Source organism: Psychrobacter sp. Pi2-51, assembly GCF_904846665.1.
In the GTDB taxonomy this organism is placed as follows: domain Bacteria; phylum Pseudomonadota; class Gammaproteobacteria; order Pseudomonadales; family Moraxellaceae; genus Psychrobacter; species Psychrobacter glaciei.
Map to the genome: position 1 here is coordinate 275,894 of NZ_CAJHBP010000001.1, position 22,408 is coordinate 298,301.

Below are 22,408 nucleotides of genomic sequence, written 5' to 3' on the forward strand. Positions count from 1 at the left end.
TGGCTAGTAAGCTACAGAAACTTTAACAATATCAGTATAAGCGCCAGGTGTAACGTCAGCGTTATCCGTTACTGTGACGAATATGGCAGTTGAGATATCGGTAGCGTACTTAAGAGCAGCTGCGGTGGCGACCGTATTACCCTCATCGCCCCAGGCAGTGCCTTCAGCTGAAATGGAAGTCAATTTATAGGCAATCGTTTCAAGATCACCTGCGCCACCTAACAAATTACCCGTACCGTCTGCGCTACTGGTTGATGCTGGCGTTAAGCCAATATTAGCAATGGCACCTGTAGAGCAGTTTAAGACGAGAGCAGTTTGTGAAGTCACAGTTGATGTAGCTTGTCCTGCGTCAATATTTCCAAGCTCAACATCTGCAGGTGAGGCTTTTACGGTACAGATAGGATTTACTGTGAGGTTTACGTTAAAACTACTAATAGCAGGATTGGGAGCAGCACTGGGAGCAGCATTGACACTAGACATAGCAGCGAAACCGCAGATAGTAACTAATGTAGCGGTCATTAAGGATTTATTGAATTGCATGGTAAACCTCCAAAGGTTTAGATCGTTTAGTGTATCAGTGATGGCATGCACCGCAATCAGTTATATACGATGTGTATGCCGAACTAGCTAGCAGAAATTATGTCTTCTTAGCAATCTACAATTTTAATATTGGCAGGCACACTCTTAAATAAGTTAGCAAAATGATTTACCATACCAAGTGCTATAGCTATTCAAACCACATTATCTAATGTCGCTCGTGTTCAATAGGTTTGATGAGACTACACTCTAATGAGACCAATTACTTGCACCCCTGAGACATAACAATAGACCACTCAAAATAGACTGCTAAGCCAATTATTTCAGGAGCGACTCAAAAGATATTTTATATCGTGAGAACATGAATTAAATCGAAGAATTACTCTGTGTTTTTCGGAGAGACAGCGGCATACGTGAGGCCTTCGTACTCCGTTGAGACACGAGTACCACCACCTCCTTCAAGTGTCTGACCAATATTGGTCAGTGAGCCGATGATGGCGGTGTTTCCAGTCGCACGTGCAAACTCGCAAGCCGCTGCAACTTTTGGTCCTATAGAGCCCGCAGGAAGATCAAGCTCACTTAAAGCGTCTGGGTGCGCCTGCAAGATGCCTCGTTGTTTGTCAGTTCCAAAGTCTGTATAAACATACGCCACATCCGTGGCAATCACCAATAACTCACATTCAAGGCTACGGGCAAGTAACGAGGCGCACAAATCTTTATCGATTACTGCCTCGACCCCTTGTAAAAAGCCGTCTTCATCAAATGCCGTTGGGATACCACCTCCACCTGCACAGATAACAATCGCGCCTTTTTCAAGGAGCCACTGTATGGGTTTTATCTCAAATATCCTTTTGGGCTTAGGGCTTGCAACCACTCGCCTAAAGTATTGACCATCGGCTTTAACAACCCAGCCTTTTTGCGCACTTAGCTTTTCTGCTTCCTCTTTTGAGTATACAGGGCCAATAGGCTTGGTTGGATTATTAAAAGCAGGGTCTTTACGGTCGACTTCTACTTGAGTGAGTAGGGTAGCAATGGATGAGTCTCTCGGCAGGACATTCCCAAGCTCTTGCTCGATGATGTAGCCAATCATACCTTCCGTTTCTGCGCCCAAAACGTCTAATGGATAAGTATCGACTTCGGTGTAAGCCGCTCCTTGCAACGCAAGCAAACCGACTTGCGGGCCATTACCGTGAGCAATAACTAACTCGTTACCCTCCGTGACCTTACTGATTTGTTCAACGGCCGTCTTGATATTTTGGCGTTGGTTTTGAGCAGATAGTGGCTCTCCACGTTTTAATAAAGCATTACCACCTAAGGCAATTAGTAACCTCATGATATTTTCCTAAGTAAAATTGATACATTAATAGCCACGTGCGACTAGTATAAATTTTCCTTGCGTGCTTCTAACACTGGGGCGCCGCAATATTCATCCCAGTCGGACTGTATCGATTTTAAAGTGATTTGACTGTATTAGTAGCCCACGCTGCTAATGTCATACATTAGATATTACCAAGCGCCGAGACCAGAACGGCTTTAATCGTATGCATACGGTTTTCGGCTTGCTCAAATGCGATGTTGTAAGGGGATTCAAATACCTCTTCGGTCACTTCGATACCGTCTGCGAGCTGTGGGTATTCTTCAGTTATTTTTTTACCAACTTCAGTATCTGAATTATGAAAAGCGGGCAAACAATGCATAAACTTCACTTTTGGATTGCCAGTGGCTTTTATCAGATCCATATTGACTTGATAGGCCATTAGCCCATCGATTCGCTCAGCCCAGCTCTCAATAGGCTCACCCATCGATACCCATACGTCGGTATGAACAAAATCAACGTCTTTTGCCGCCGTTTTTACATCATCAGTGATAGTAAGACGGGCACCTGATGCTTTGGCAAAGTCTGCACAAGTGGCTAGAAAGTCTGCTTCAGGCCATAAATCTTTAGGGGCACAAAGGCGTACGTCCATACCCATCTTAGCGCCCATTAAATATAATGAGCGGCCCATGTTATTACGTGCATCACCAAAATAAGCATATTTAATCTGATGGATTGATTTGTCAGTATGCTCACGCATGGTCATTACGTCTGCTAGCATTTGTGTGGGATGAAACTCATTCGTTAGGCCATTAAAGACAGGAATATCCGCATATTCTGCTAACTCATTGACAATCTCTTGACCGAACCCGCGATACTCGATGGCATCATACATACGGCTCAACACACGAGCGGTGTCTTTCATGCTCTCTTTGTAGCCGATCTGTGATGAGTTCGGGCCAATAAACGTCACATTGGCACCTTGGTCATATGCCGCTACTTCAAAAGCACAACGAGTGCGGGTTGAGGTTTTCTCAAAGATTAGAGCAATGTTTTTGCCCAAAAGATGCTTTTGTTCTGTGCCTGAGTATTTCGCTCTTTTTAGGTCACGAGCCATATCCAAAAGATACGTAAGCTCGCGTTCACTATGATGCATAAGGCTCAGTAGATCACGGTTGTGAAGATTGAAACTCATGATAATTCCTTAATTTTTGGTGTTTGTTTATTTTGGCTGGACTATCACTGTATTTGGTAGCGCTATGAGCAGGTAGGGTTCAATATGCCCTAATCCGTTGAATCGCGAATGATAGGGCAAGTCATGCAGTGACCACCACCACGTCCACGGCCCAGCTCAGAGCTTGGAATCGTAATCACTTCAATGCCTTGTTTACGCAGTAACGTGTTGGTATAAGTGTTGCGGTCATAAGAGATGACAACGCCTGGCTCAAGGGCAAGGACATTGTTACCATCATCCCATTGCTCACGCTCAACTTCGTAGCTATTGCCGCCTGTTTCTACCACTCTTAATTTATCGACCCTTGCGGCTTCTTCTACCACTTTCAAAAAATGCCTGTCATCTTCGCGCACATCTATACCGTGTGGCTTGCTTTCGTCAGGACGAATATGAAAAGTCGTAATATGATCTGTCACTGCCGGAAACACGTTGACCAAATCAATGTCGCAAAACGTAAATACGGTGTCCAAATGCATCGCAGAACGTTGCTTAGGTAAGGCCGCTACGATGACATGGTCAACCGAACCATCAATGAACAAAGTCTTGGCCAGTCTGGTAATCGCTTGTTGTGACGTTCGCTCACCCATACCAATCAGCACGGTTTTGTTGCCGATAGGCATGACATCACCACCTTCTAAACTACAGCCACTGAGATCTTCTTCAGTGTCATCCATCCAAATTTTGAAATCAGCGCCTTTAAAGTCTGGATGAAATTTATAAATAGCAGAAATAAGGAGTGTTTCTTGCTGGCGAGCGGGCCAGTACATTGGGTTAAGCGTCACACCGCCATATATCCAATTTGAGGAATCGCGAGGGAACTGAGTGTTGGGCAGTGGTGGCAGTACAAACTCAGTCGTACCTGACAGTGCGGATAATTTTTTGAGTGACGCCCCAATATCATTCGGTAACTCTTCAGTGGTGACGCCGCCAATTAAAAATGAAGACAGTTTCTTGTGCTCAAGTTTGGTCAACCAATCTCTCACTTCGCCAGCCAATAAAGTACCGACGTGATTATCAGTAATTTTGTGATCCATAATCCACTGCATGGCATCGTTATTATCAAGGGTTTGTGCGAGCAGTTGATGCATCTCAACCACCTCAATATCGCGATCTCGCATCTTTGTGACCATATCATAATGATCACTTTTGGCCTTGCTAACCCACATGACATCATCAAACAATAAATCATCGCAGTTTTGCGGTGTCAGTCTTTGATGGGCAAGACCTGGAGAACACACCATAACTTTATGTAATTTACCGACTTCTGAATGAACACCTAAAGATTTGTCAGACATTTTTATATCCTTATGCGGTTTGGGTGCAAGTATCTCACCACTGTTTAGAGGACGAACAATCTAAAAAAGCAACTGATGTGACAATTACGACGAGCGGATTTTCTGATGATTACAACGGTAAGGCATTTTATTTAATAGGGTTACTACAAGCTTAACGTACCGCTGTACAGGCCATAGGCTGCATAGATGGCACTGACAGTAATGACTGCCAGCACCACTTTTTCGGCTGTATTGAACAGCTGATGCTTGTGCTCTCTGCGTGCTTTTATATAGAGAACCACACCAGGAAGATACAACAAAGCGGATAGTAAAAAGTACTGAATACCAGCGGCATACAACAGCCAAATACTATAAAACAGTGCGGTTACCCCAATAACAATGTCTTTTTTGGCGCTCTCGGATGCTTTGTAACCCTCTTTGCGATAGGCCACCAAAAATCCATAAGCGGCAGAAAAGAAATAAGGGATCAAAATCATGGAAGTGGACAGATAAAAAATATTGTTATAAGTGCTTTTACTAAAATAGGTGATGACTAAGAATAACTGTGTCGCTGCAGAAGACACCAATAGTGCATTTACCGGCACATCAACGGCATTTGTTTTATAAAAGAACCTCGGCATGGTTTCGTCTTTGGCGGCAACGAATAAAACTTCGGCGCAGAATAGCGTCCAAGCCAATAAACCACCGAGCAGCGAGACGACCAAACCGACTGAGATAAAGGTCGCGCCCCACGGGCCAACGGCATACTCCAGCAAATAAGCCATCGAAGGGTTTTTCATCGCTGCCAGCTCAGGGAGTGATCTAACACCCATTGCTAAAAAGTTAACCAGCATTAACAGCACTAACGTAAAAATGAACCCCAATACGGTGGCTTTACCAATATCGGAGCGTTTTTTGGCGCGTGCAGAATAGACACTGGCCCCTTCAATACCAATAAATACCCATACCGTCACCATCATCATGTTTTTAACTTGATCAGGAACTGACCCTAGATCCGTCTCTCTGCCCCAAAAATCGCTATTAAACAAATCCATATTAAAGACCGTAAAAATAATGACAATAAAGGTGAACAGCGGTATCACTTTGGCGATCGTAATCAACGTATTGACTGAGGTAGCCGTCTGGATACCTTTGGTAATCATGAAGTTGTATGCCCACAATAATACAGAGGCGCCTACTAATGCCGTTAGGGTATTGCCATCTCCAAACACATTAAAAAAATAACCCAGCGTACTAAATATCAGCACGTAGTAACTGACGTTGCCTAACCAAGCAGAGAGCCAGTAGCCCCATGCAGAGTTGAAGCCCATATAATTACCAAAACCTGCCTGCGCGTAGGCATAAACCCCACTGTCAAGTTCAGGCTTGCGATGTGCTAAATTTTGGAACACGAAGGCAAGCATCAGCATGCCAACGCCAGTGATTACCCAGCCAATCAATGAGGCACCAGGGCTTGCGGTTTCAGCGATGTTTTGCGGTAATGAAAAGATACCACCGCCTATCATAGAGCCTACAACAAGGGCAATAAGTGCGGTAAAGTTTAGATTTTTCTCGGATGGATTATGCGTTGTTTCAGACATGGTGAAGACCTTTTATTCTCTGATAGAGAAATATATGAAAGCAACAAAATAGATTTGGTCTTGAAGAATATTTAAAAACAGTATTTAATATATGAAAACTCCACAATATTAGCATGGAATATTATAGTTTTGTTAGCTCAATGGCCATCATTAAAAATATTTATGTATCTATACCAGTTAAATAACGGTGATAACTCATGATAAAAACGTTTGCTATGGCAGCCGTTTTTGTACAACCAGTCTCCTGAGTCGGTCAAAAAACTTGCAGGGCTATATTGGATGAATCATAGGATGCTCAAAATAAATGCAGTTTCTGATGGTGTATTGAGGTGGTATCGAGTACCATAACCACAATATAATTATGGATTTATTGGTATTTCTTACTAGGTCGTGTCCTAATCGGCCCAATATCTGATGAATCAACTGTATGCCGAACATCTTATATAAATCACTTACCATCCCGCCTTGGTGTGGAAATTGTCTTGTATCCACACAGCGCCAATATTGCCAGTCATCTTGATCAACACGAGATGTGCTTGACCTGATTTCCTATATTCAACACGCCCTATACTAAAAAATCATTAAAATTTCAAATTGAGGACATGCCCTAATACGGTTAAAAAACGTATGGGCTGGTTATTTTCTGTTTTATTTCCGCATATAAATAATATATAGGAACCGTTATGAAGAAAGCATGGGTTTTGATTCTATTGCTTGTCGTGGCCGCCGCTGCTGGTTGGTATTACTGGCAACAGCAGCAGCTTGCACAAGCCCTACCGCTAGGAATAGTCAGCTCAAATGGTAGATTGGAGCTTGAGCGGTTTGATATTGCTAGCCTTTATCCAGGCAGAGTTGAGCAAATGCTGGTGGCGGAAGGAGAGGATGTCGATGTCGATCAGCTGCTTGTGAAGCTGTCTTCCTCACAAAGCGAAAGTCAGTTAGTGGCGGCACAGGCAACCGAGCAGCGCGCACATGAAATGGTGTCACAGGCACGGGCGGGTCGTAAGCAAGGAGAGCAGGCAATGGCGCGTGCCAACGCCCAAATTGATGCGCAGATTGAACAGCAGAAAGTAGCCAAAATGGAGTTGGATAATGCCCGCAAGATGCGCCGCGAAGATTTAGTTTCAGACTCAGAGGTGACCAAACGCCAAGCAGCATACAATGGCGCAGTTGCGGTCGTGCAAGCGGCTAGAGCAGCGTACGCAGAAGCGCAGGCAGCCGTTCAACAAATCGATGCTCAGGTAGCGGAAGCAAATGCTGGCGTCAATCAGGCCAAAGCTCAAGAAAAATCTGCCGCATCGATGAATGACGATATGTTGATACGCAGTCCTAAAGCGGGCCGTGTGGAATACCGAATTGCCGAGGTTGGTAGTGTGATTGCAGCAGGTAGCAAAATGGTCAGCCTGCTAGACACAGAAGATGTATCTATGACTCTTTTTTTACCTAACGGGCAGATGAGTGGCCTACGAGTCGGTAATGACGCGAGAGTCGTGCTGGATGGTCTGGACAGTGTGTGGCCCGCAAAAGTATCGTTTATTGCGTCACAAGCACAGTTTACGCCCAAGTCAGTGGAAACACAGAACGAGCGCGAAAAGCTCATGTTTAAAGTGCGTATCAAGTTACCTGTGGCAATAGCCAAAGAATACAAAGGCTTACTCAAGGGCGGCATGACAGGTAATGGTTATGTACGTAGCAATACCGACGTAGCATGGCCGAGTAACCTTGCTATAAACCTTCCCAAAAAAGGCCAATCCTAGTTTCTCACGTTCGAGTATGACAGCAGAAAATGAGGTCATAAATTATTCAGATGGTTTTACAACCGAAGAGTGATCTTTATGAATAAATTAACGATACAAACTGTGAGATAACGTATGGATAGCCAACATGCCGCCGTTGAAATTAACACTGTTTCGCATACATATGGCAAGACGGTTGCTCTTGATAATATTTCCCTAAATATTTTACAAGGAAGCACTGTTGGGCTAATTGGTCCTGATGGTGTTGGAAAATCAACGTTGTTGTCTCTTATTGCAGGGGTCAAGGTCATTCAAAATGGCTCTGTGCAAGTATTCGGTAAGGATATGGCAGAAAAACCTGCACGTGAGGCGCTGTCAAAACATATCGCCTTTATGCCACAAGGCTTAGGGCATAATCTTTATCCAACTCTGTCGGTATATGAAAATGTGGAATTTCATGCGCGACTGTTTGGATTGAATGCGCATGAGCGCCATGTGCGAATAGCCCGTTTGCTTGAGGCAACTGGGCTAGCACCGTTTCCTGATCGTGCGGCTGGCAAGCTATCGGGCGGAATGAAGCAAAAACTGAGCTTATGCTGTGCATTGGTGCACAATCCTGACTTACTGATTCTGGATGAGCCAACCACAGGGGTAGACCCCTTATCACGCCGTCAATTCTGGTCATTAGTGGCCTCGCTACAAGCTGAACGTCAAGAGATGACAGTCATCGTGTCGACAGCCTATATTGATGAAGCCAAAAATTTTGAATACCTGCTAGCGATGGATGATGGCAAGCTCTTAGCCAATCAGCGGACGCAAACCGTCATGACAGAGCTGAATGTCACGTCACTTGAAGAGGCCTACATCAAGCTATTGCCACCAGAGAAACAAACGAATGCAGGCGCGTTGGTTATCACGCCATTTGTCCCTGATCCTGATGCACCGCCAGCTATTGAGGCAAAAAACCTAACCAAACGTTTTGGAGATTTTACAGCGGTTGATAATGTCAGCTTTTGTATTGAGAAAGGTGAGATTTTTGGTTTTTTAGGCTCTAATGGTTGTGGCAAATCGACCACGATGAAGATGCTGACTGGATTGATTGATAAAACAGAAGGCTCAGCCAAACTGCTGGGTCAATCTATCGATGCAAGTGACATAGCGACAAAAATGCGCGTCGGTTATATGTCGCAGTCTTTTTCGCTTTATGAAGAATTGAGCGTACGTCAAAACTTAGAGCTGCATGCAACCCTTTATCAAATAGAAGGAGAGCGTGGACAGCAAGCTGTAAAGGATGCATTAGATAAATTTGACCTCAGTGCTGTGGCGGATACAGCGCCAGCCTCATTGTCACTAGGTATCCGCCAACGCTTACAGCTGGCAGCGGCTTGTCTGCATCATCCCGAAGTATTGATTTTGGATGAGCCAACCTCAGGTGTCGATCCTGGTGCTCGTGATATGTTTTGGCGACAGTTATTGACGCTTTCACGAGAAGATAAAATCACGATATTTATCTCTACTCATTTTATGAATGAGGCCAGTCGATGCGATCGCATCTCTTTTATGCACCGTGGTCGCGTGCTGGTCGTTGGTACACCGACAGAGCTGACACATAATAAACAAGCGGAGGACCTCGAAGAAACCTTTGTAGAGTATCTGCTCGAAGATGAAAAAAATGACACTGAACCCACCAGCCAAAACGACACGACTGAAAATACGCCAGCAGAATCAGCGATCATAGCGTCTGAACCTGATAGTCAAACCAATAAAACCGACACGCTTAAGTATTGGTTTACCACTGTTTGGACATTTGCCACTCGCGAATTTAAAGAGCTATTACGCGATAAAATCAGGCTGTTCTTTGCTATCGTTGGGCCCATTATTTTGATGGTCATGACCGGTTGGAGTATCTCTTTTGATGTGCATGATCTACCGTATACGATACTGGATCAAGATCACTCTGCACAAAGTCGACAGTTGACGGAGTACTTTTCGGGCTCAGAATATTTTACATCTACGTCACCCGTAGACTCTATAAAGGCCGCTGAATACGCGCTTAGAAGCTCTGAGACGCAATTGGTCATTGATATTCCAGTGGATTATGGACGTGATTTATTGGCCAATAGACAACCAGAAGCGAGCTTTTATATTGATGGGACAGTGCCATTCAATGCGGCCAATATTGAGGGCTATGTAGGAGGGATTATGAGGATATATATCAAAGACCTTCTTCAAGATACTGGCTTGCCTATCGATTTAGACCCTGCCGCTGAAGTGGTTCCACGCTTTATGTATAACCAAGATTTCAAAAGTGTGAACGCGGTCATTCCCAGTGTGCTAATGATGATACTCATGTTGATTCCAGCAATGATGACCACGCTGGGTGTGGTGCGTGAGCGCGAAGTTGGCTCGATATCAAACCTCTACACATCACCAGCCAGTGTGCCTCAATACCTACTTGGAAAACAGCTGCCTTATGTCGTTCTGGGACTGATCAATTATCTCATACTTGTGCTCATGGCCATATTTTGGTTCAAAGTGCCCATAAAAGGCTCTTTTTTGGCGATGTCTTTTGGCGCATTGCTGTTGGTCTATGTGTCTACAGGACTGGGGCTTTTAGTGTCTAGTTTGGTTCGCACACAGGTTGCCGCCTTGTTTGTCACCGCCATCGTCACTCTGATACCCACCATTAACTACTCTGGGTTGTTGTACCCGCTCTCTAGTATGGACGGCATCGCTTATGCCATTGGGGTCGGGTTCCCCGCATCTTGGTATCAGCGTATCAGTATTGGCGGGTTTACTAAAGGACTGAGTTGGTCCAGTTTTTTGACGGAGTACATGGTTTTGACCGCTTTTGCCTTGGCATTTATCACATTTGCCTCTATTTTCCTGAAAAAGCAGGAGGTATAAGTGCAGACTTTTAAAAATATCTGGACATTAACCATCAAAGAATTACGCAGTCTGTTTGGAGACAAGATACTGTTCCTCATGATTGGCTTTGTGTTCTCTGTCACTATTTATACTGTGGCAGAAGGCATCAATACGGATGTACGTAATGCGCCTGTAGGTATTATAGATTTAGACCGTACAGCCCTGACCAGACAAATTCGAGATGCTCTACAACAACCTTACTTTCTGCCTCCTGTCGATGTGAAACGCGAAGATGTCGATGAATTGATGGACAAAAGCAAGCTTATTTTTGTGCTGGAATTTCCCCCTGGGTTTGAACGGGATGTGCTGGCTGGACGAAAACCGCAAGTTCAGCTGTTAATTGATGCCACCACCATGACTCAAGCAGGTATTGGGCAAGCCTATATTCTCCAAATATTTAATCAGGAAGTGAGTGATTTTTTAAAACAAGCCGATCCACCGTTATTGGTCAAGCCAGTACTGAACATGATATTTAACCCAAACGGAGACAGCTACTGGTACACACCAGTTATGGAAGTCTGCAATATGATTGCGCTCTTGGCAATAGGGTTGTCCGGTGCCGCTGTTATCCGTGAACGCGAACGTGGCACCATCGAGCATCTGTTGGTGATGCCAGTCAATACAACAGAAATCGTGATTTCAAAAATACTTGCCAATAGCTTGGTGATTTTATGTGCCTCCATGTTATCGATGGTTTTTGTGGTCCAGTATCTGCTTGGCATTCCCATTAACGGGTCGCTGCTTTTATTCGGTAGTGGTGTGGTCGTGTATCTGTTCTCCATATCTTCTCTCGGCATTATGCTATCAACCATGGCACCGAGTATGCCGCAGTTTGCCTTATTGATGTTGCCTGTCTTAGTCGTATCATTACTCTTATCTGGCTCTATAGCACCGCGCAGCAATATGCCCGAAGCGGCACAAATGATAAGCGAGTATTGGCCCACGACTCAGTTTGTCAGCTTTACTCAAAATGTTTTATTCCGTAATGCTGGCTTGGACATTGTTTGGCCTGAGCTATTAGTCATGACAGGTATTGGCATCGTGTTTCTTATTTTTGCTTTAGTACGATTTAAAGCAATGCTTGAAAAGCTAGGATAATGTGCAAAACAGACTGGCTCAATTTGGCTCAATCAAAACCAGTCATACGTATACCGATATCTTAGGATTGGTCCTAAGAGACATTATAGGGCGTGTTTGATATTTGACCATGGCACTGAATTAAAAATAATGATAGAGAATACAAGGAGAAGAAGCGCATGTTTCCATTATCCAAAATTGTGAGTTTGGGAGCATTGGTCTTGATCTTAAGCGCCTGCCAAAGCACACAGGTTGTTCGCCAAAGTGACATTTCTATTCCGACAACATTTGACGAAAACAAAGCGGCGAAGGGCAGTCCAGAAATTAGCCACTGGTGGCGACAATGGCAAGATCCGCTATTGAGTCGCCTGATAGAGCAAGGCTTACAAGACAGCCCCGATATCCGCATCGCTGAAAGTCGTTTTGCAGAAGCAGTGGCAATCAGTCGTCTTGCCACTGCTGATCTTGGGCCACAAGCTGGCGTCAATGCTTCAGCGGGCCTTATAAATGGTTCGGCTCATCTGTCTGCAAATGACAACCTCAGTCGTCTATTGGGTGCTAGTACAGCGCTGCTGGAGACGCACCAAGACATAGACAGTAGTCATGCTAATGTAGGATTTTCTGCTGCGTGGGAGCCAGATATATTTGGCAGAAAACAAAGTGATGCTGATGCCGCCCATTATGCGGCGTTGGGTGTACAAGAAAAAGTATATGGCGCGCAAATGCTACTGGCAGATCAAATTGCTGATCACTATTTTCAAGCCCGTGCCGCCCAGCAGCGTGAAGTCATTACCGCCCGCAATGTAGAGATATTGACGCGCTTTGAGCGATATATAAAAGGGCATTTTCAAGCGGGTCAAGTCACCATGTATGAAGTTAATAATGTCCAAAGTAAACTCAATGCCATGCGTGCGAAAAAAAGCACAATCAATGCAGAGTATGCAATGCACGTACGTAGCATAGCCGTACTTATCGGGCAAGTACCGCAAGGTTTTGAGCTGCCTTCTACGACTGTGGACATTCTCAATCATCAACCGAGTGCGCCCAGTGGCCAAACGCCTCAAGGGTTGCTAGAACGTCGTCCAGATCTGCGTGCCTATGGTGCACAAGTCAATGCCTATTCTGCCAAACTGGCAAGTGCCAAAGCCGATCTATTGCCACGTTTCTCCATTCGTTTTTTAGGTCAAGGCGGACGCATTGACGTTGACAGTGATGTGCCAGATTTGAAAGGTTGGGGCAGTATATTGAGTGTGGGTATACAGGTTCCCATTTTTACGAATGGTCGGATTGAGGCTAATATTGAAAGCGCAGACGCTCGATTGCAAACGGCGCTGCTACAGTATGATCGAAGGCTACTGCTCGCGCTTGGTGAGGTGGATAATACCTATCAGGCGCATCAGGCTCTACAGCAGCAACAAAAATTGCTGAATCAGGCCTATCAGCAGTCTGCTAAGCGTGCCAGCGATGCCGAAAAACTGTTTCGTTATGGTTATCAAACGTTAGATGAAGCTCTGACAGCGCAGCTCGACTCGGAACAAATACAAGAAAACTTGATTTACTCGCAGCTTGCTCGAGCACAAATGCTACTGAACCTTTATAAATCACTAGGAGGAGGATGGGGAGAGGATGTCACTGCGGAGGCATCGTAAATTCAGATAGCTTATGAGTGATCTATGTTGAAAAAACTGTAGAACTATCACCAAGACTACCAAACAAGATTCGAAGCCATCAGCGATATCACTAAAAATGCAGTTTAGTTATTATCGTCTGGCTGCGTAACTATGATTTTCCAAGTTAATACCTACAAATATAGCCCATAATTTAGTTAGTTAATTTAAATATTTATTTAAGGTAAATATTACTTTAGTTAACAATAACATAACTGTCATATAAATTTAACTTAACAATAAGGCAACATATTCTAAACTTGCAAAGGTATCTAATATTTATAGGTCGACACATACAATGAGTTTTCAAACATATAAAGGAACGTTAGATTATGCCTTTACACAACCGAAATCGGATAGATCCTATTAGCGAAGACGTTTACGAAGACCCAATGAGTAATACGCTACTCAATAAATTTCAATTGCCTCAAAACAGTACCCAGCCAGAAGTTGTTGCTCAGTTTATAAAAGATGAGCTGCTTCTCGATGGCAATGCCAAGCAGAATCTGGCTACATTTTGTACGACATGGATGGAAGATGAGGTTCATGACATCATGGACTTATGTGTCGATAAAAACATGATTGATAAGGATGAATACCCACAGACTGCTGAAATGGAAGCGCGTTGTGTTCATATCTTAGCGGATCTATGGAATAGCCCACAAGCTCATACGACTCTTGGTTGCTCAACTACTGGCTCATCAGAGGCTTGTATGCTTGGCGGATTAGCCATGAAGTGGCGTTGGCGTCAAAAACGTGAATCAGCAGGATTAGATGCCTCAAAGCCCAATTTGGTCGTTGGGCCAGTACAGATTTGTTGGCATAAATTTGCGCGGTATTTTGATGTTGAGCTTCGCCAAATTCCACTTGAAGGTAATGAGGTTAGTACCAATCCCGAAAAAATAAAAGACTATGTCGATGAGAATACCATTGGTGTCATTCCTACCTTAGGTGTGACTTACACTTGTGTGTATGAAGACGTCGCTGCGATGGCAAAAGAGCTAGATGATATTCAAAGCGAAAAAGGATGGGACATACCTATTCATGTAGATGCCGCTTCGGGTGGATTTATAGCGCCCTTCATTCAACCTGAACTTGAGTGGGATTTTCGTATCGATAGAGTGAAGTCTATCAATGCGAGTGGTCATAAATACGGTCTGGCACCACTAGGTGTCGGCTGGGTAGTTTGGCGCTCAGAAGAAGACTTGCCAGAAGATTTGATATTCTATGTAGATTATCTAGGTGGAAACATGGCAACCTTTGCGCTTAATTTTTCTCGACCAGGTGGTCAAATTGTCGCGCAATACTATAATTTTTTACGATTAGGCTTTGAAGGTTATAGAGGTGTTCAACAAGCCTGTGTAGATACCGCTCAATGGTTAGCAGACGAAATCTCAAAGTTAGGTCCGTTTGAGATGTTTTATGATGGACGAGGTGGTTTACCTGCCCTTAGTTATACCCTAAAAGAAGGAGACTGGGGTTTCAATCTCTATGATTTATCTGACAAAGTTCGCCAACATGGTTGGCAAATAGCCTCTTATCCACTACCAAACGATCGTCAGGACACCGTCATTCAACGTATTCTAATTCGTCATGGTATCAGTCGAGATATGGCCGCGTTGTTATTACGTGATATTAAAGCCGCTGTTGAATACTATAAAGCGCATCCAGTTTCACATTCTAGCTCTACTCGTACCTTTCATCACACATAGAAGAGCATTATGAGTAATCCTACTGTAGTCGGTCAGATATTCGATAAGATAGAGCCTGTTACTGCTTCAGGCTTACATGGATTTTTTCAACTGCTGGATAATCAGCCCATAGTATTTATCTTGTTATCATTAGCTTTAGGTACTTATATTGGTAATCGTAGCATCAAGAATATCTCTTTAGGGTCAACAGCAGGTACTTTGCTGGTGGGGGTTGTGCTTTCGATGATTGCACAATCTGCTTATGATATTACTTATGCCATACCAGGGGTTCTTTCAACCTTTATGCTGCTCCTTTTTATGTATGCGTTAGGGCTTAAAGTTGGACCTCAGTTTTTTTCTGGATTAAAAAAAGGCGGTTTGGCATTCATTAGTATCGGCGTCATTGTTTGGTCATTAAACTGGGTTATCTGTTTTTTTGGGGCAAAGTTTGCAGGCTTAGCACCTGGATACGCAACAGGACTTATCTCTGGTAGCTATACCATAACGGCCATACTAGGAGTGGGGCAAGGCGCTTTATCGAGTGGTGCCTATATACCACCGTCAGGAATAACAGCGGAAGAAGTTGGTGCCAATATGGCTGCAGCCTATGCCGTTAGCTATGTCTTATCCACTGTTGGTATTATTTTACTCATTCGCTATTTACCTAAGATTTTTGGTTACAACTCTGCTGAAGAGGCTAAAGCCGCTGAAGCTAATTATAATGGCGGTGCGACAGATCCTTTACCTGGGGCACCTCAGGCATTAACACTGGGTTTTTCACCGTATGATTTACGTGCCTTTTATGTGACTCACAAAAACATTGTTGGCAAAAGTATCTCAGCGTTAGTCAAAGAGTATCCGCAAGCGCCTATTCTACGTTTGGTTAGAAGTGGCGCGATTGTGGAGTTATCAGATGATCCTATCGTTCAACTGAACGATATCGTTACGGTTAGAGCCAATATTCATGATTTAATTTTTGTAGACAATGAGCTTATCGGACCTGAAGCTGATGATCAATTGGCTCGCAATGTTCCTATAGAAGTTGCAGATATTCACATTGGCTCTCATGATATTTCAGGTCAAAATATTGATGACCTCAGCGAGTCAGGAATAGGAGGCGTCACGGTTCAAGCTTTATTTAGATCAGGTAATGAAATCCCATTAGGCCCTAAAACACAGATCTCTTTCGGAGATGTGATTAGGCTAGCAGGTCCGGATGTGGCCTTAAAAATGGCAGGGAAACGATTGGGAGGACGAGTAATATTACCAACCATGAAGTCTGAAATAATTTATCTTGCCGTTGCGATGGTTATCGGATATTTAGTCGGTATTATAACGGTCCGAATTGCAGGTATTCCATTTGCACTAGGAACTTCAGCAGGGTGTATTCTTGCTGGGATTGCCGTTAGTTATTTTCGCAGTCGCAACCCTGAGTTTGGTGGTCCGATACATGAAGGCGCCAGAAGCTTCTTGCAAGATTTTGGTTTAAACGTTTTTGTGGCAGTTTTAGCCGCCAATGTTGGGCCTAAAGTTATTACAGCCTTACATGGTGATACTCTATTATGGCTAGCAGTAATTGGAATAGCAGGTGCGTTAATACCACCGCTCGTTGCCTTCTGGATAGGGGTGAAATTCTTTAAACTTAACTCAATCATTGCTGATGGTGCCGCCACTGGCGCTAGAAATAGTACACCTGGACTAAACGCCATTATGGAAGAGTCAAAAAGTTCAGTTGCTGCTATACCTTACCCTGTAAGTTATGCGCTTACGACCGTCTTAGCTTTGATTGGCGGTTATATTTCGATGATTTTATCTTGAGTTTTTAGGACTGAAATTAGTAGACAATGATTATTTCAAAATCTCGAATCGCTATCAATATCAAAATAATGATGCGCAGGCATGTTTAGGCATGCTTACTTAGCCATATCAGCATAAAGTGACTCTACTAGACAAACGCTTTTATGCTCAGATCGGGCAGGAAACTTAATAAGCCACAGCGTTGCGGATAGATGTTCGCTTGTTAAGTCAGTAGAAATAAACTCAGTTACTTCATCATATAGGACAAGTGCTTTTGGCCTTGCGCCTTGTGGTGAGCCACCAATGACGATGAGCTCAGCCAGTACGTCACTATCTTGTCCAGATAAAATAGCGGCCAGTTTGGCTAAAGTGAAATCAGTGATGTCGATATCAGCGCCTAATAGGTCTTTTTATGGCTCAAAACTAAGCGCTCCCATTGCTGAATCACCAATATAAGTGAGGCGATCTAAAACATTGATTGACGTAGCATGAAACATTGTTTTTCGAAAGAACCTATCCATCAGTAGCATTCCCCAACCATCAGGTAAGCTGTCTGATAATAACCCGTATAGGTAATGGCTCGACGCATGAGTACCATAATAAGGTGCTGCTCGTAATGGCATCTCAGTTGGTGACAGCTCCAGTCCATCAGCCAGCCACGCCACATCATAACCAAAGGTAGTGAGCGACAAAGGCAACCACTACGGGCACAGCCCTCCGCCTTGCACTCGGGTAAGTGTCTTCCAGACACTTATTCTTCCTCACTCATTTGAAAACGTGCCAATAGAGAGTTTCTCGGGTGAGGAGCACTGCTCCGCAAGGAAGAATGAGTGGGTATATCATTAAGTATATTGAGCTTGATTATAGTGAGGAGGGATAAAATGAAGCACTGATTTGCAGCGACGTAAGACAAGAGCTGTGCTCGCAGTGAAACGAGAATTCAAAAGAGTTTGGGCTATAAATCGCCTAGACAGGTGTGGTCTGACTTTTACCGTCAGGCTGCGTAAGTAAAATATTCCAAGTTTGACTGTACGGATTTGACGGCAAGGGTCATTTTCAACCCACAATACAAATCCACAAATTTACCCTGCGTAAGTAAAATATTTATTCGCTTATTTGTATCAGTACCAGTAAAATGCGAGACTGTTTTCTACACGAGTTTATGAGTAACCAATGATACGTTTAACTGAAATTAAATTGCCATTAAATCATGCACCTGAAGATTTAACGACTGCTATAACGACAAAACTTAAAATTTCTGCTGAGCAAATGGCGTCATTTGTGATGTTTAAACGTGGTTATGATGCTCGTAATAAAAGAAATATCCAATTAATTTATACACTAGACATCACACTGACCGACTCGGATTTAACACATGATTTATTGGTTCAATTTGAGTCAGACAACCATGTTAAAACAACACCAGACACCAGTTATAAATATGTAGGTGAAGCGCCAGAAAATTTAACAGAGCGTCCTGTTGTTATTGGTTTTGGACCTTGTGGTTTGTTAGCCGGACTTACCCTTGCTCAAATGGGTTTTAAACCTATTATCATTGAACGCGGTAATGAAGTAAGACAACGCACCAAAGATACCTTTGGCTTTTGGCGTCAGCGCAAATTAAACACAGAATCAAACGTACAATTCGGTGAAGGCGGAGCAGGTACCTTTTCTGACGGTAAATTATATAGCCAAGTGAAAGATCCAAATCATTACGGCCGTAAAGTCATGACAGAATTTGTAAAAGCTGGCGCACCAGATGAAATTTTATTTGTCAGTAAACCGCACATAGGTACTTATAAGTTAGTCACCATGGTAGAAAAAATGCGTGCCGAGATCATAGCGCTTGGTGGGGAAGTCCGTTTTGCTACTCGCGTAGACGACTTGCACATCACTGACTCAAAAGTAACTGGCGTGACACTTAATACTGGCGAAACCTTAAAAACCAACCATGTTGTTCTTGCCGTTGGTCACAGTGCCCGAGATACCTTCCAAATGATCCATGATAAAGGCGTGTATGTTGAAGCAAAGCCTTTCTCGATTGGTTTTAGGATTGAACATAAACAGTCAACCATAGACCAAGCACGCTTTGGTGACAATGCTGGAAACGAAATACTTGGCGCTGCGGATTACAAACTGGTGCATCATTGCAAAAATGGTCGTTCTGTTTATAGCTTCTGTATGTGTCCAGGCGGAACCGTGGTTGCCGCCGCATCAGAAGCAGGCCGTGTTGTCACTAACGGTATGAGCCAATATTCAAGGAACGAGCGTAACGCCAACAGTGCTATTGTGGTAGGCATCGACCCAGAGCGAGATTACCCAAACCACCCACTTGCCGGTATCGACTTACAAAGACAGCTAGAAACCTTAGCGTTTGAATTGGGCGGCAAAGACTACAGTGCACCAGCGCAAACGATTGGCGATTTCTTAAAAGGTAAACCAGACTCAGAATTAGGCGATGTAAAACCCTCGTACACACCAGGCATTACCTTAACCGACTTAAGCAAGGCACTGCCAGACTTTGCCGTAGATGCCATACGTGAAGCCATTCCAGCATTTAATAAAAAAATCAAAGGATTTTCATCTGATGATGGGTTACTCACTGGCGTAGAAACCAGAACATCGTCACCAATCAGTATTAAACGCAATAAAGAATTTCAAAGTATTAACACCAAAGGATTATTCCCTGCAGGCGAAGGTGCTGGCTACGCAGGCGGCATATTATCAGCAGGGATTGATGGCATCAAAGTGGCCGAAGCTGTGGCGAAATCGATGTTGAATATAGAGTAAGAGCGGCTGAACCCGAATATTAAAACGCTTACCTAGATAAAAATATGCGAGCAAAAAAGCCTTTCAAGCTATGAAGTATAAAGCTTGAAAGGCTTTTTTGTGTTTTTGGGATGAGGACATTGTAAAGTTACATGAACAAACCTTCACTCCAGTTAAGAAACCTCGTGGTGGTCAATTGTTATAGAGATGCAAAATTAAACGCTACCTTATTAAATAAAGTCGCTAACTTGGAGTGAAGGTTTATGGGGAGTAAACGTGTTTAACCACAGAGGTCATCTTTTACTCTGATAAATATCTTCTTTATTGGTGTGTATTTTTATAAAAACACTACTCACTTTTAAAAGCTTGATTTTCTACCTCTTTGAAAAGCCAGTTTTTAAATGCTTGTATTCTGGGCAGCGCCACGCATTCGGGGCGGTAAATAACATAGTATGCCAAAGGTGATTCAAAATAAATATCAGGAAATAATCTCACTAACCGCCCAGCGGCTAGGTCGTCTTTAGCCATTACACTGCGCGCTAATGCTACGCCGTGGCCGTCAATTGCTGATTGTAGTACGGCAGCAGAGTTATTTATTTGAATGCTTTTAGTAATCAGAGGGCCTGTAACACCGGCTTTTTTTAACCATGACGACCACGACGGAAAACTGGTATGGGCATCCATTGATTGATCGTGTATCAGGGTTTCGTTCAATAGTTTGTCAGTCGTGGTGAAGCGGGTTGGATCTTCTAGAAGTGTAGGTGAGCATACTGGGTATACTTCTTCATCCATTAGTTTTTCTGCACCCAAGCCTTGCCAATTACCTATGCCAAAGCGTATGCCTATATCTATACACTGAGAAGCAAAATCAACCGGTTTTAAATTTGTATTTAAATTAACATTGGTTTGCGTACAAATGGCTTGAAAGTGATGAAGCCTAGGCAATAACCACTTAGCGGCAAAGGCAGGGCTTACTGCAACTGTTAATACACCGCTTATGGCATTGTCTTTTAAAATATCTAGCCCTTGGGCTAATTTATCAAATCCTTCTTGTATCAATGGCAAGGCACTTTGCGCAGTTTCAGTAGTTATAAGCCGTGTTTTACCAGAGCTCATTCTATGAAACAGCGGCGTGTCGAGCCACTCTTCTAATGTCTTTACCAGTTGCCCAACCGCTGCGGGGGTTACGTTTAGCTCGTTAGCAGCCGCTGAAAAACTCTGATGTCGTGCGCTGGCTTCAAAAGCTTTTAATGCATTGAGATGTATAGGTGATTTCATACGGTAAACTTTTTCTTTATTGACGGCTCAGATTATCTCGTTTGTTAAACAAAGTAAATAAGTGAAAAATACCTCCTAAGCCAAACAACTCGTCAATTGCTTAAAAAGCAATTTGATATTTTGTTTTATTGATACAACTAATGCAGCGCGAATGGGCGCTTGGAGAAATAATGATGACTAAGCAATTTTCAGGTAAAAAATTACTCGTTATTGGTGGTACTAGCGGAATGGGATTTGAAACGGCTCGTTTGATTTTAGAGCAAGGCGGACAAGCCGTTATTGTCGGCCACCGTAAAGAAAAAGCCCAAGCGGCAAAAGAGCAACTATCATCTTTAGGTATTGTAGAGGTTTTAACAGCCGATTTAACGAGCGATGAAAGCGTACAAAACTTAATTAACACTATTTCGCAAGATCACGCAGACGTAGATTTACTGGTTAATGCCGCTGGTGTTTTTGCCCCTAAACCATTTTTAGAGCACGAAGCAGCTGATTACGATAAGTACATGCAAATTAACCGCGCATTATTTTTTATTACTCAAAAGGTAGTCGCTAATTTAGTCTCAGCAAAACGCTCTGGCGCCATTGTAAATATAGGGTCTATGTGGGGCAAGCAAGCCATTGCCGCTACACCATCTTCAGCATATTCAATGGCAAAAGCGGGCTTACATGCGCTAACTCAGCATTTAGCAATGGAATTAGCGGCCCATAATATTCGCGTTAATGCGGTATCGCCAGCAGTTGTACAAACGCCAATTTATGAAGGGTTTATCCCGAAAGCAGAAGTAAACGATGCTCTGCAAGGCTTTAATAGCCTTCACCCAATTGGCCGTATAGGTACGTCACAAGATGTGGCAAACACTATTGCATTTTTATTAAGTGACAAAGCGGCTTGGGTAACGGGTGCTGTGTGGGATGTTGATGGTGGCGTAATGGCAGGACGCAACTAATAGCAATGGAGCAGAGTGTTTTTTAATGATACTCACGCACAATTAAAAAGCGCTTAATGAGCGAAAATTTATAGAGCAATAACATACTGTTATTGCTCTTACTTCATTTAGGTTGGATAAATACGAGTCAAACCATCAGATTTTTTACAGCAAGCCTCTTTGCTATCAATTAAATATAGTTGGCAAACAACATCTCAAGTTGGGTTTGAGAGAGTAATACTAGACAGAGCAGGCGGTGAAGAAGCCAGCGCGACGAGCATGGTACGACACGCGCTAGAGTCCACTTTTCCATACCATGCTCATCAAAGCAGGAAAACAGTATGACCAACAAACGCAATCAAACCCCCATATTAAGATCCTTACCTAGATAAAAACATGTGATCGATAAATCCTTTCAAGCTATAAAGTATAAAGCTTGAAAGGATTTTTTATGTTTTTGGGATGAGGATTTTCTTTTATATTTTTAATGGATTTTGAGATTCTAAGCGCCTTGAAATCAAAAGCTTTGACTCCCAACTCATTTTATAAAAACATGAATATAATTCACTATTTAATAT

The 22,408-nt window shown here is 43.3% G+C and carries 16 protein-coding genes; 9 read left to right on the forward strand and 7 right to left on the reverse strand.

Features of this window, described 5'->3' with window-relative positions:
* Positions 1-3: 3 nt before the first annotated feature.
* The 5 genes from JMY08_RS01095 to arcD all read right to left on the reverse strand — a co-directional run bounded on the left by JMY08_RS01095 (position 4) and on the right by arcD (position 5,961).
* Positions 4-540: a spore coat protein U domain-containing protein gene (locus JMY08_RS01095; RefSeq protein WP_201588710.1), complete on the reverse strand. Its 537-nt coding sequence runs from the start codon at positions 538-540 to the stop codon at positions 4-6.
* 376 nt (positions 541-916) lie between these two features.
* Positions 917-1,870: a carbamate kinase gene (arcC, locus tag JMY08_RS01100; RefSeq protein WP_201588724.1), complete on the reverse strand. Its 954-nt coding sequence runs from the start codon at positions 1,868-1,870 to the stop codon at positions 917-919.
* A 166-nt stretch (positions 1,871-2,036) separates the two neighbouring features.
* A complete protein-coding gene (locus JMY08_RS01105; protein WP_201588727.1) occupies positions 2,037-3,047 on the reverse strand; it encodes an ornithine carbamoyltransferase in 1,011 nt (336 codons plus the stop codon).
* 89 nt (positions 3,048-3,136) lie between these two features.
* Positions 3,137-4,381, reverse strand: a complete 1,245-nt coding sequence (arcA, locus tag JMY08_RS01110) for an arginine deiminase (RefSeq protein WP_201588741.1) — start codon at positions 4,379-4,381, stop codon at positions 3,137-3,139.
* A gap of 143 nt (positions 4,382-4,524) precedes the next feature.
* Positions 4,525-5,961, reverse strand: a complete 1,437-nt coding sequence (gene arcD, locus JMY08_RS01115) for an arginine-ornithine antiporter (protein WP_201588776.1) — start codon at positions 5,959-5,961, stop codon at positions 4,525-4,527.
* A 683-nt stretch (positions 5,962-6,644) separates the two neighbouring features.
* On the opposite strand from arcD, the gene JMY08_RS01120 reads away from it, so the two are divergent.
* The 6 genes from JMY08_RS01120 (at position 6,645) to JMY08_RS01145 (ending at position 16,878) form a co-directional block, all read left to right on the forward strand.
* Entirely contained in the window at positions 6,645-7,718 is a 1,074-nt protein-coding gene (locus tag JMY08_RS01120; RefSeq protein WP_201588794.1) for an HlyD family secretion protein, read from the forward strand.
* A 114-nt stretch (positions 7,719-7,832) separates the two neighbouring features.
* A complete protein-coding gene (rbbA, locus tag JMY08_RS01125) occupies positions 7,833-10,604 on the forward strand; it encodes a ribosome-associated ATPase/putative transporter RbbA (protein WP_201588808.1) in 2,772 nt (923 codons plus the stop codon).
* A complete protein-coding gene (locus JMY08_RS01130) occupies positions 10,605-11,723 on the forward strand; it encodes an ABC transporter permease (RefSeq protein WP_201588811.1) in 1,119 nt (372 codons plus the stop codon).
* A 158-nt stretch (positions 11,724-11,881) separates the two neighbouring features.
* A complete protein-coding gene (locus JMY08_RS01135) occupies positions 11,882-13,351 on the forward strand; it encodes an efflux transporter outer membrane subunit (RefSeq protein ID WP_201588814.1) in 1,470 nt (489 codons plus the stop codon).
* A 350-nt stretch (positions 13,352-13,701) separates the two neighbouring features.
* The gene (locus JMY08_RS01140) at positions 13,702-15,081 is read left to right on the forward strand and encodes a glutamate decarboxylase (RefSeq protein ID WP_201588817.1); all 1,380 of its coding nucleotides are present in this window, start codon (positions 13,702-13,704) and stop codon (positions 15,079-15,081) included.
* 9 nt (positions 15,082-15,090) lie between these two features.
* Positions 15,091-16,878 (forward strand): aspartate:alanine exchanger family transporter, encoded by a 1,788-nt coding sequence (locus JMY08_RS01145; RefSeq protein WP_201588820.1) that lies wholly within the window; start codon positions 15,091-15,093, stop codon positions 16,876-16,878.
* Positions 16,879-17,267: 389 nt separating this feature from the next.
* Here JMY08_RS01145 and JMY08_RS01150 read toward each other — a convergent pair whose 3' ends face one another.
* The gene (locus JMY08_RS01150; RefSeq protein ID WP_201588823.1) at positions 17,268-17,549 is read right to left on the reverse strand and encodes a HipA N-terminal domain-containing protein; all 282 of its coding nucleotides are present in this window, start codon (positions 17,547-17,549) and stop codon (positions 17,268-17,270) included.
* A 481-nt stretch (positions 17,550-18,030) separates the two neighbouring features.
* On the opposite strand from JMY08_RS01150, the gene JMY08_RS01155 reads away from it, so the two are divergent.
* Entirely contained in the window at positions 18,031-19,647 is a 1,617-nt protein-coding gene (locus tag JMY08_RS01155; protein WP_201588826.1) for an NAD(P)/FAD-dependent oxidoreductase, read from the forward strand.
* A gap of 327 nt (positions 19,648-19,974) precedes the next feature.
* On the opposite strand, the gene JMY08_RS01160 is transcribed toward JMY08_RS01155, so the two are convergent.
* Positions 19,975-20,904 (reverse strand): LysR substrate-binding domain-containing protein, encoded by a 930-nt coding sequence (locus JMY08_RS01160; protein WP_201588830.1) that lies wholly within the window; start codon positions 20,902-20,904, stop codon positions 19,975-19,977.
* A 173-nt stretch (positions 20,905-21,077) separates the two neighbouring features.
* On the opposite strand from JMY08_RS01160, the gene JMY08_RS01165 reads away from it, so the two are divergent.
* Positions 21,078-21,851 carry an SDR family NAD(P)-dependent oxidoreductase gene (locus tag JMY08_RS01165; protein WP_201588978.1) on the forward strand — a complete coding sequence of 258 codons (774 nt, stop codon included), beginning with the start codon at positions 21,078-21,080 and terminating at the stop codon, positions 21,849-21,851.
* A 159-nt stretch (positions 21,852-22,010) separates the two neighbouring features.
* Positions 22,011-22,175 carry a cupin domain-containing protein gene (locus JMY08_RS01170; protein ID WP_201588833.1) on the forward strand — a complete coding sequence of 55 codons (165 nt, stop codon included), beginning with the start codon at positions 22,011-22,013 and terminating at the stop codon, positions 22,173-22,175.
* Positions 22,176-22,408: the final 233 nt, after the last annotated feature.

What these genes read in the sequence shown, in the direction of transcription:
- JMY08_RS01135 (WP_201588814.1), top strand. Translation starts at nt 11,882, where the DNA reads ATGTTTCCATTATCCAAAATTGTGAGTTTGGGAGCATTGGTCTTGATC.
- JMY08_RS01155 (WP_201588826.1), top strand. Translation starts at nt 18,031, where the DNA reads ATGATACGTTTAACTGAAATTAAATTGCCATTAAATCATGCACCTGAA.
- arcA (WP_201588741.1), bottom strand. Translation starts at nt 4,381, where the DNA reads ATGTCTGACAAATCTTTAGGTGTTCATTCAGAAGTCGGTAAATTACAT.
- JMY08_RS01120 (WP_201588794.1), top strand. Translation starts at nt 6,645, where the DNA reads ATGAAGAAAGCATGGGTTTTGATTCTATTGCTTGTCGTGGCCGCCGCT.
- JMY08_RS01095 (WP_201588710.1), bottom strand. Translation starts at nt 540, where the DNA reads ATGCAATTCAATAAATCCTTAATGACCGCTACATTAGTTACTATCTGC.
- arcD (WP_201588776.1), bottom strand. Translation starts at nt 5,961, where the DNA reads ATGTCTGAAACAACGCATAATCCATCCGAGAAAAATCTAAACTTTACC.
- rbbA (WP_201588808.1), top strand. Translation starts at nt 7,833, where the DNA reads ATGGATAGCCAACATGCCGCCGTTGAAATTAACACTGTTTCGCATACA.
- arcC (WP_201588724.1), bottom strand. Translation starts at nt 1,870, where the DNA reads ATGAGGTTACTAATTGCCTTAGGTGGTAATGCTTTATTAAAACGTGGA.
- JMY08_RS01105 (WP_201588727.1), bottom strand. Translation starts at nt 3,047, where the DNA reads ATGAGTTTCAATCTTCACAACCGTGATCTACTGAGCCTTATGCATCAT.
- JMY08_RS01160 (WP_201588830.1), bottom strand. Translation starts at nt 20,904, where the DNA reads ATGAAATCACCTATACATCTCAATGCATTAAAAGCTTTTGAAGCCAGC.
- JMY08_RS01165 (WP_201588978.1), top strand. Translation starts at nt 21,078, where the DNA reads ATGACTAAGCAATTTTCAGGTAAAAAATTACTCGTTATTGGTGGTACT.
- JMY08_RS01145 (WP_201588820.1), top strand. Translation starts at nt 15,091, where the DNA reads ATGAGTAATCCTACTGTAGTCGGTCAGATATTCGATAAGATAGAGCCT.
- JMY08_RS01140 (WP_201588817.1), top strand. Translation starts at nt 13,702, where the DNA reads ATGCCTTTACACAACCGAAATCGGATAGATCCTATTAGCGAAGACGTT.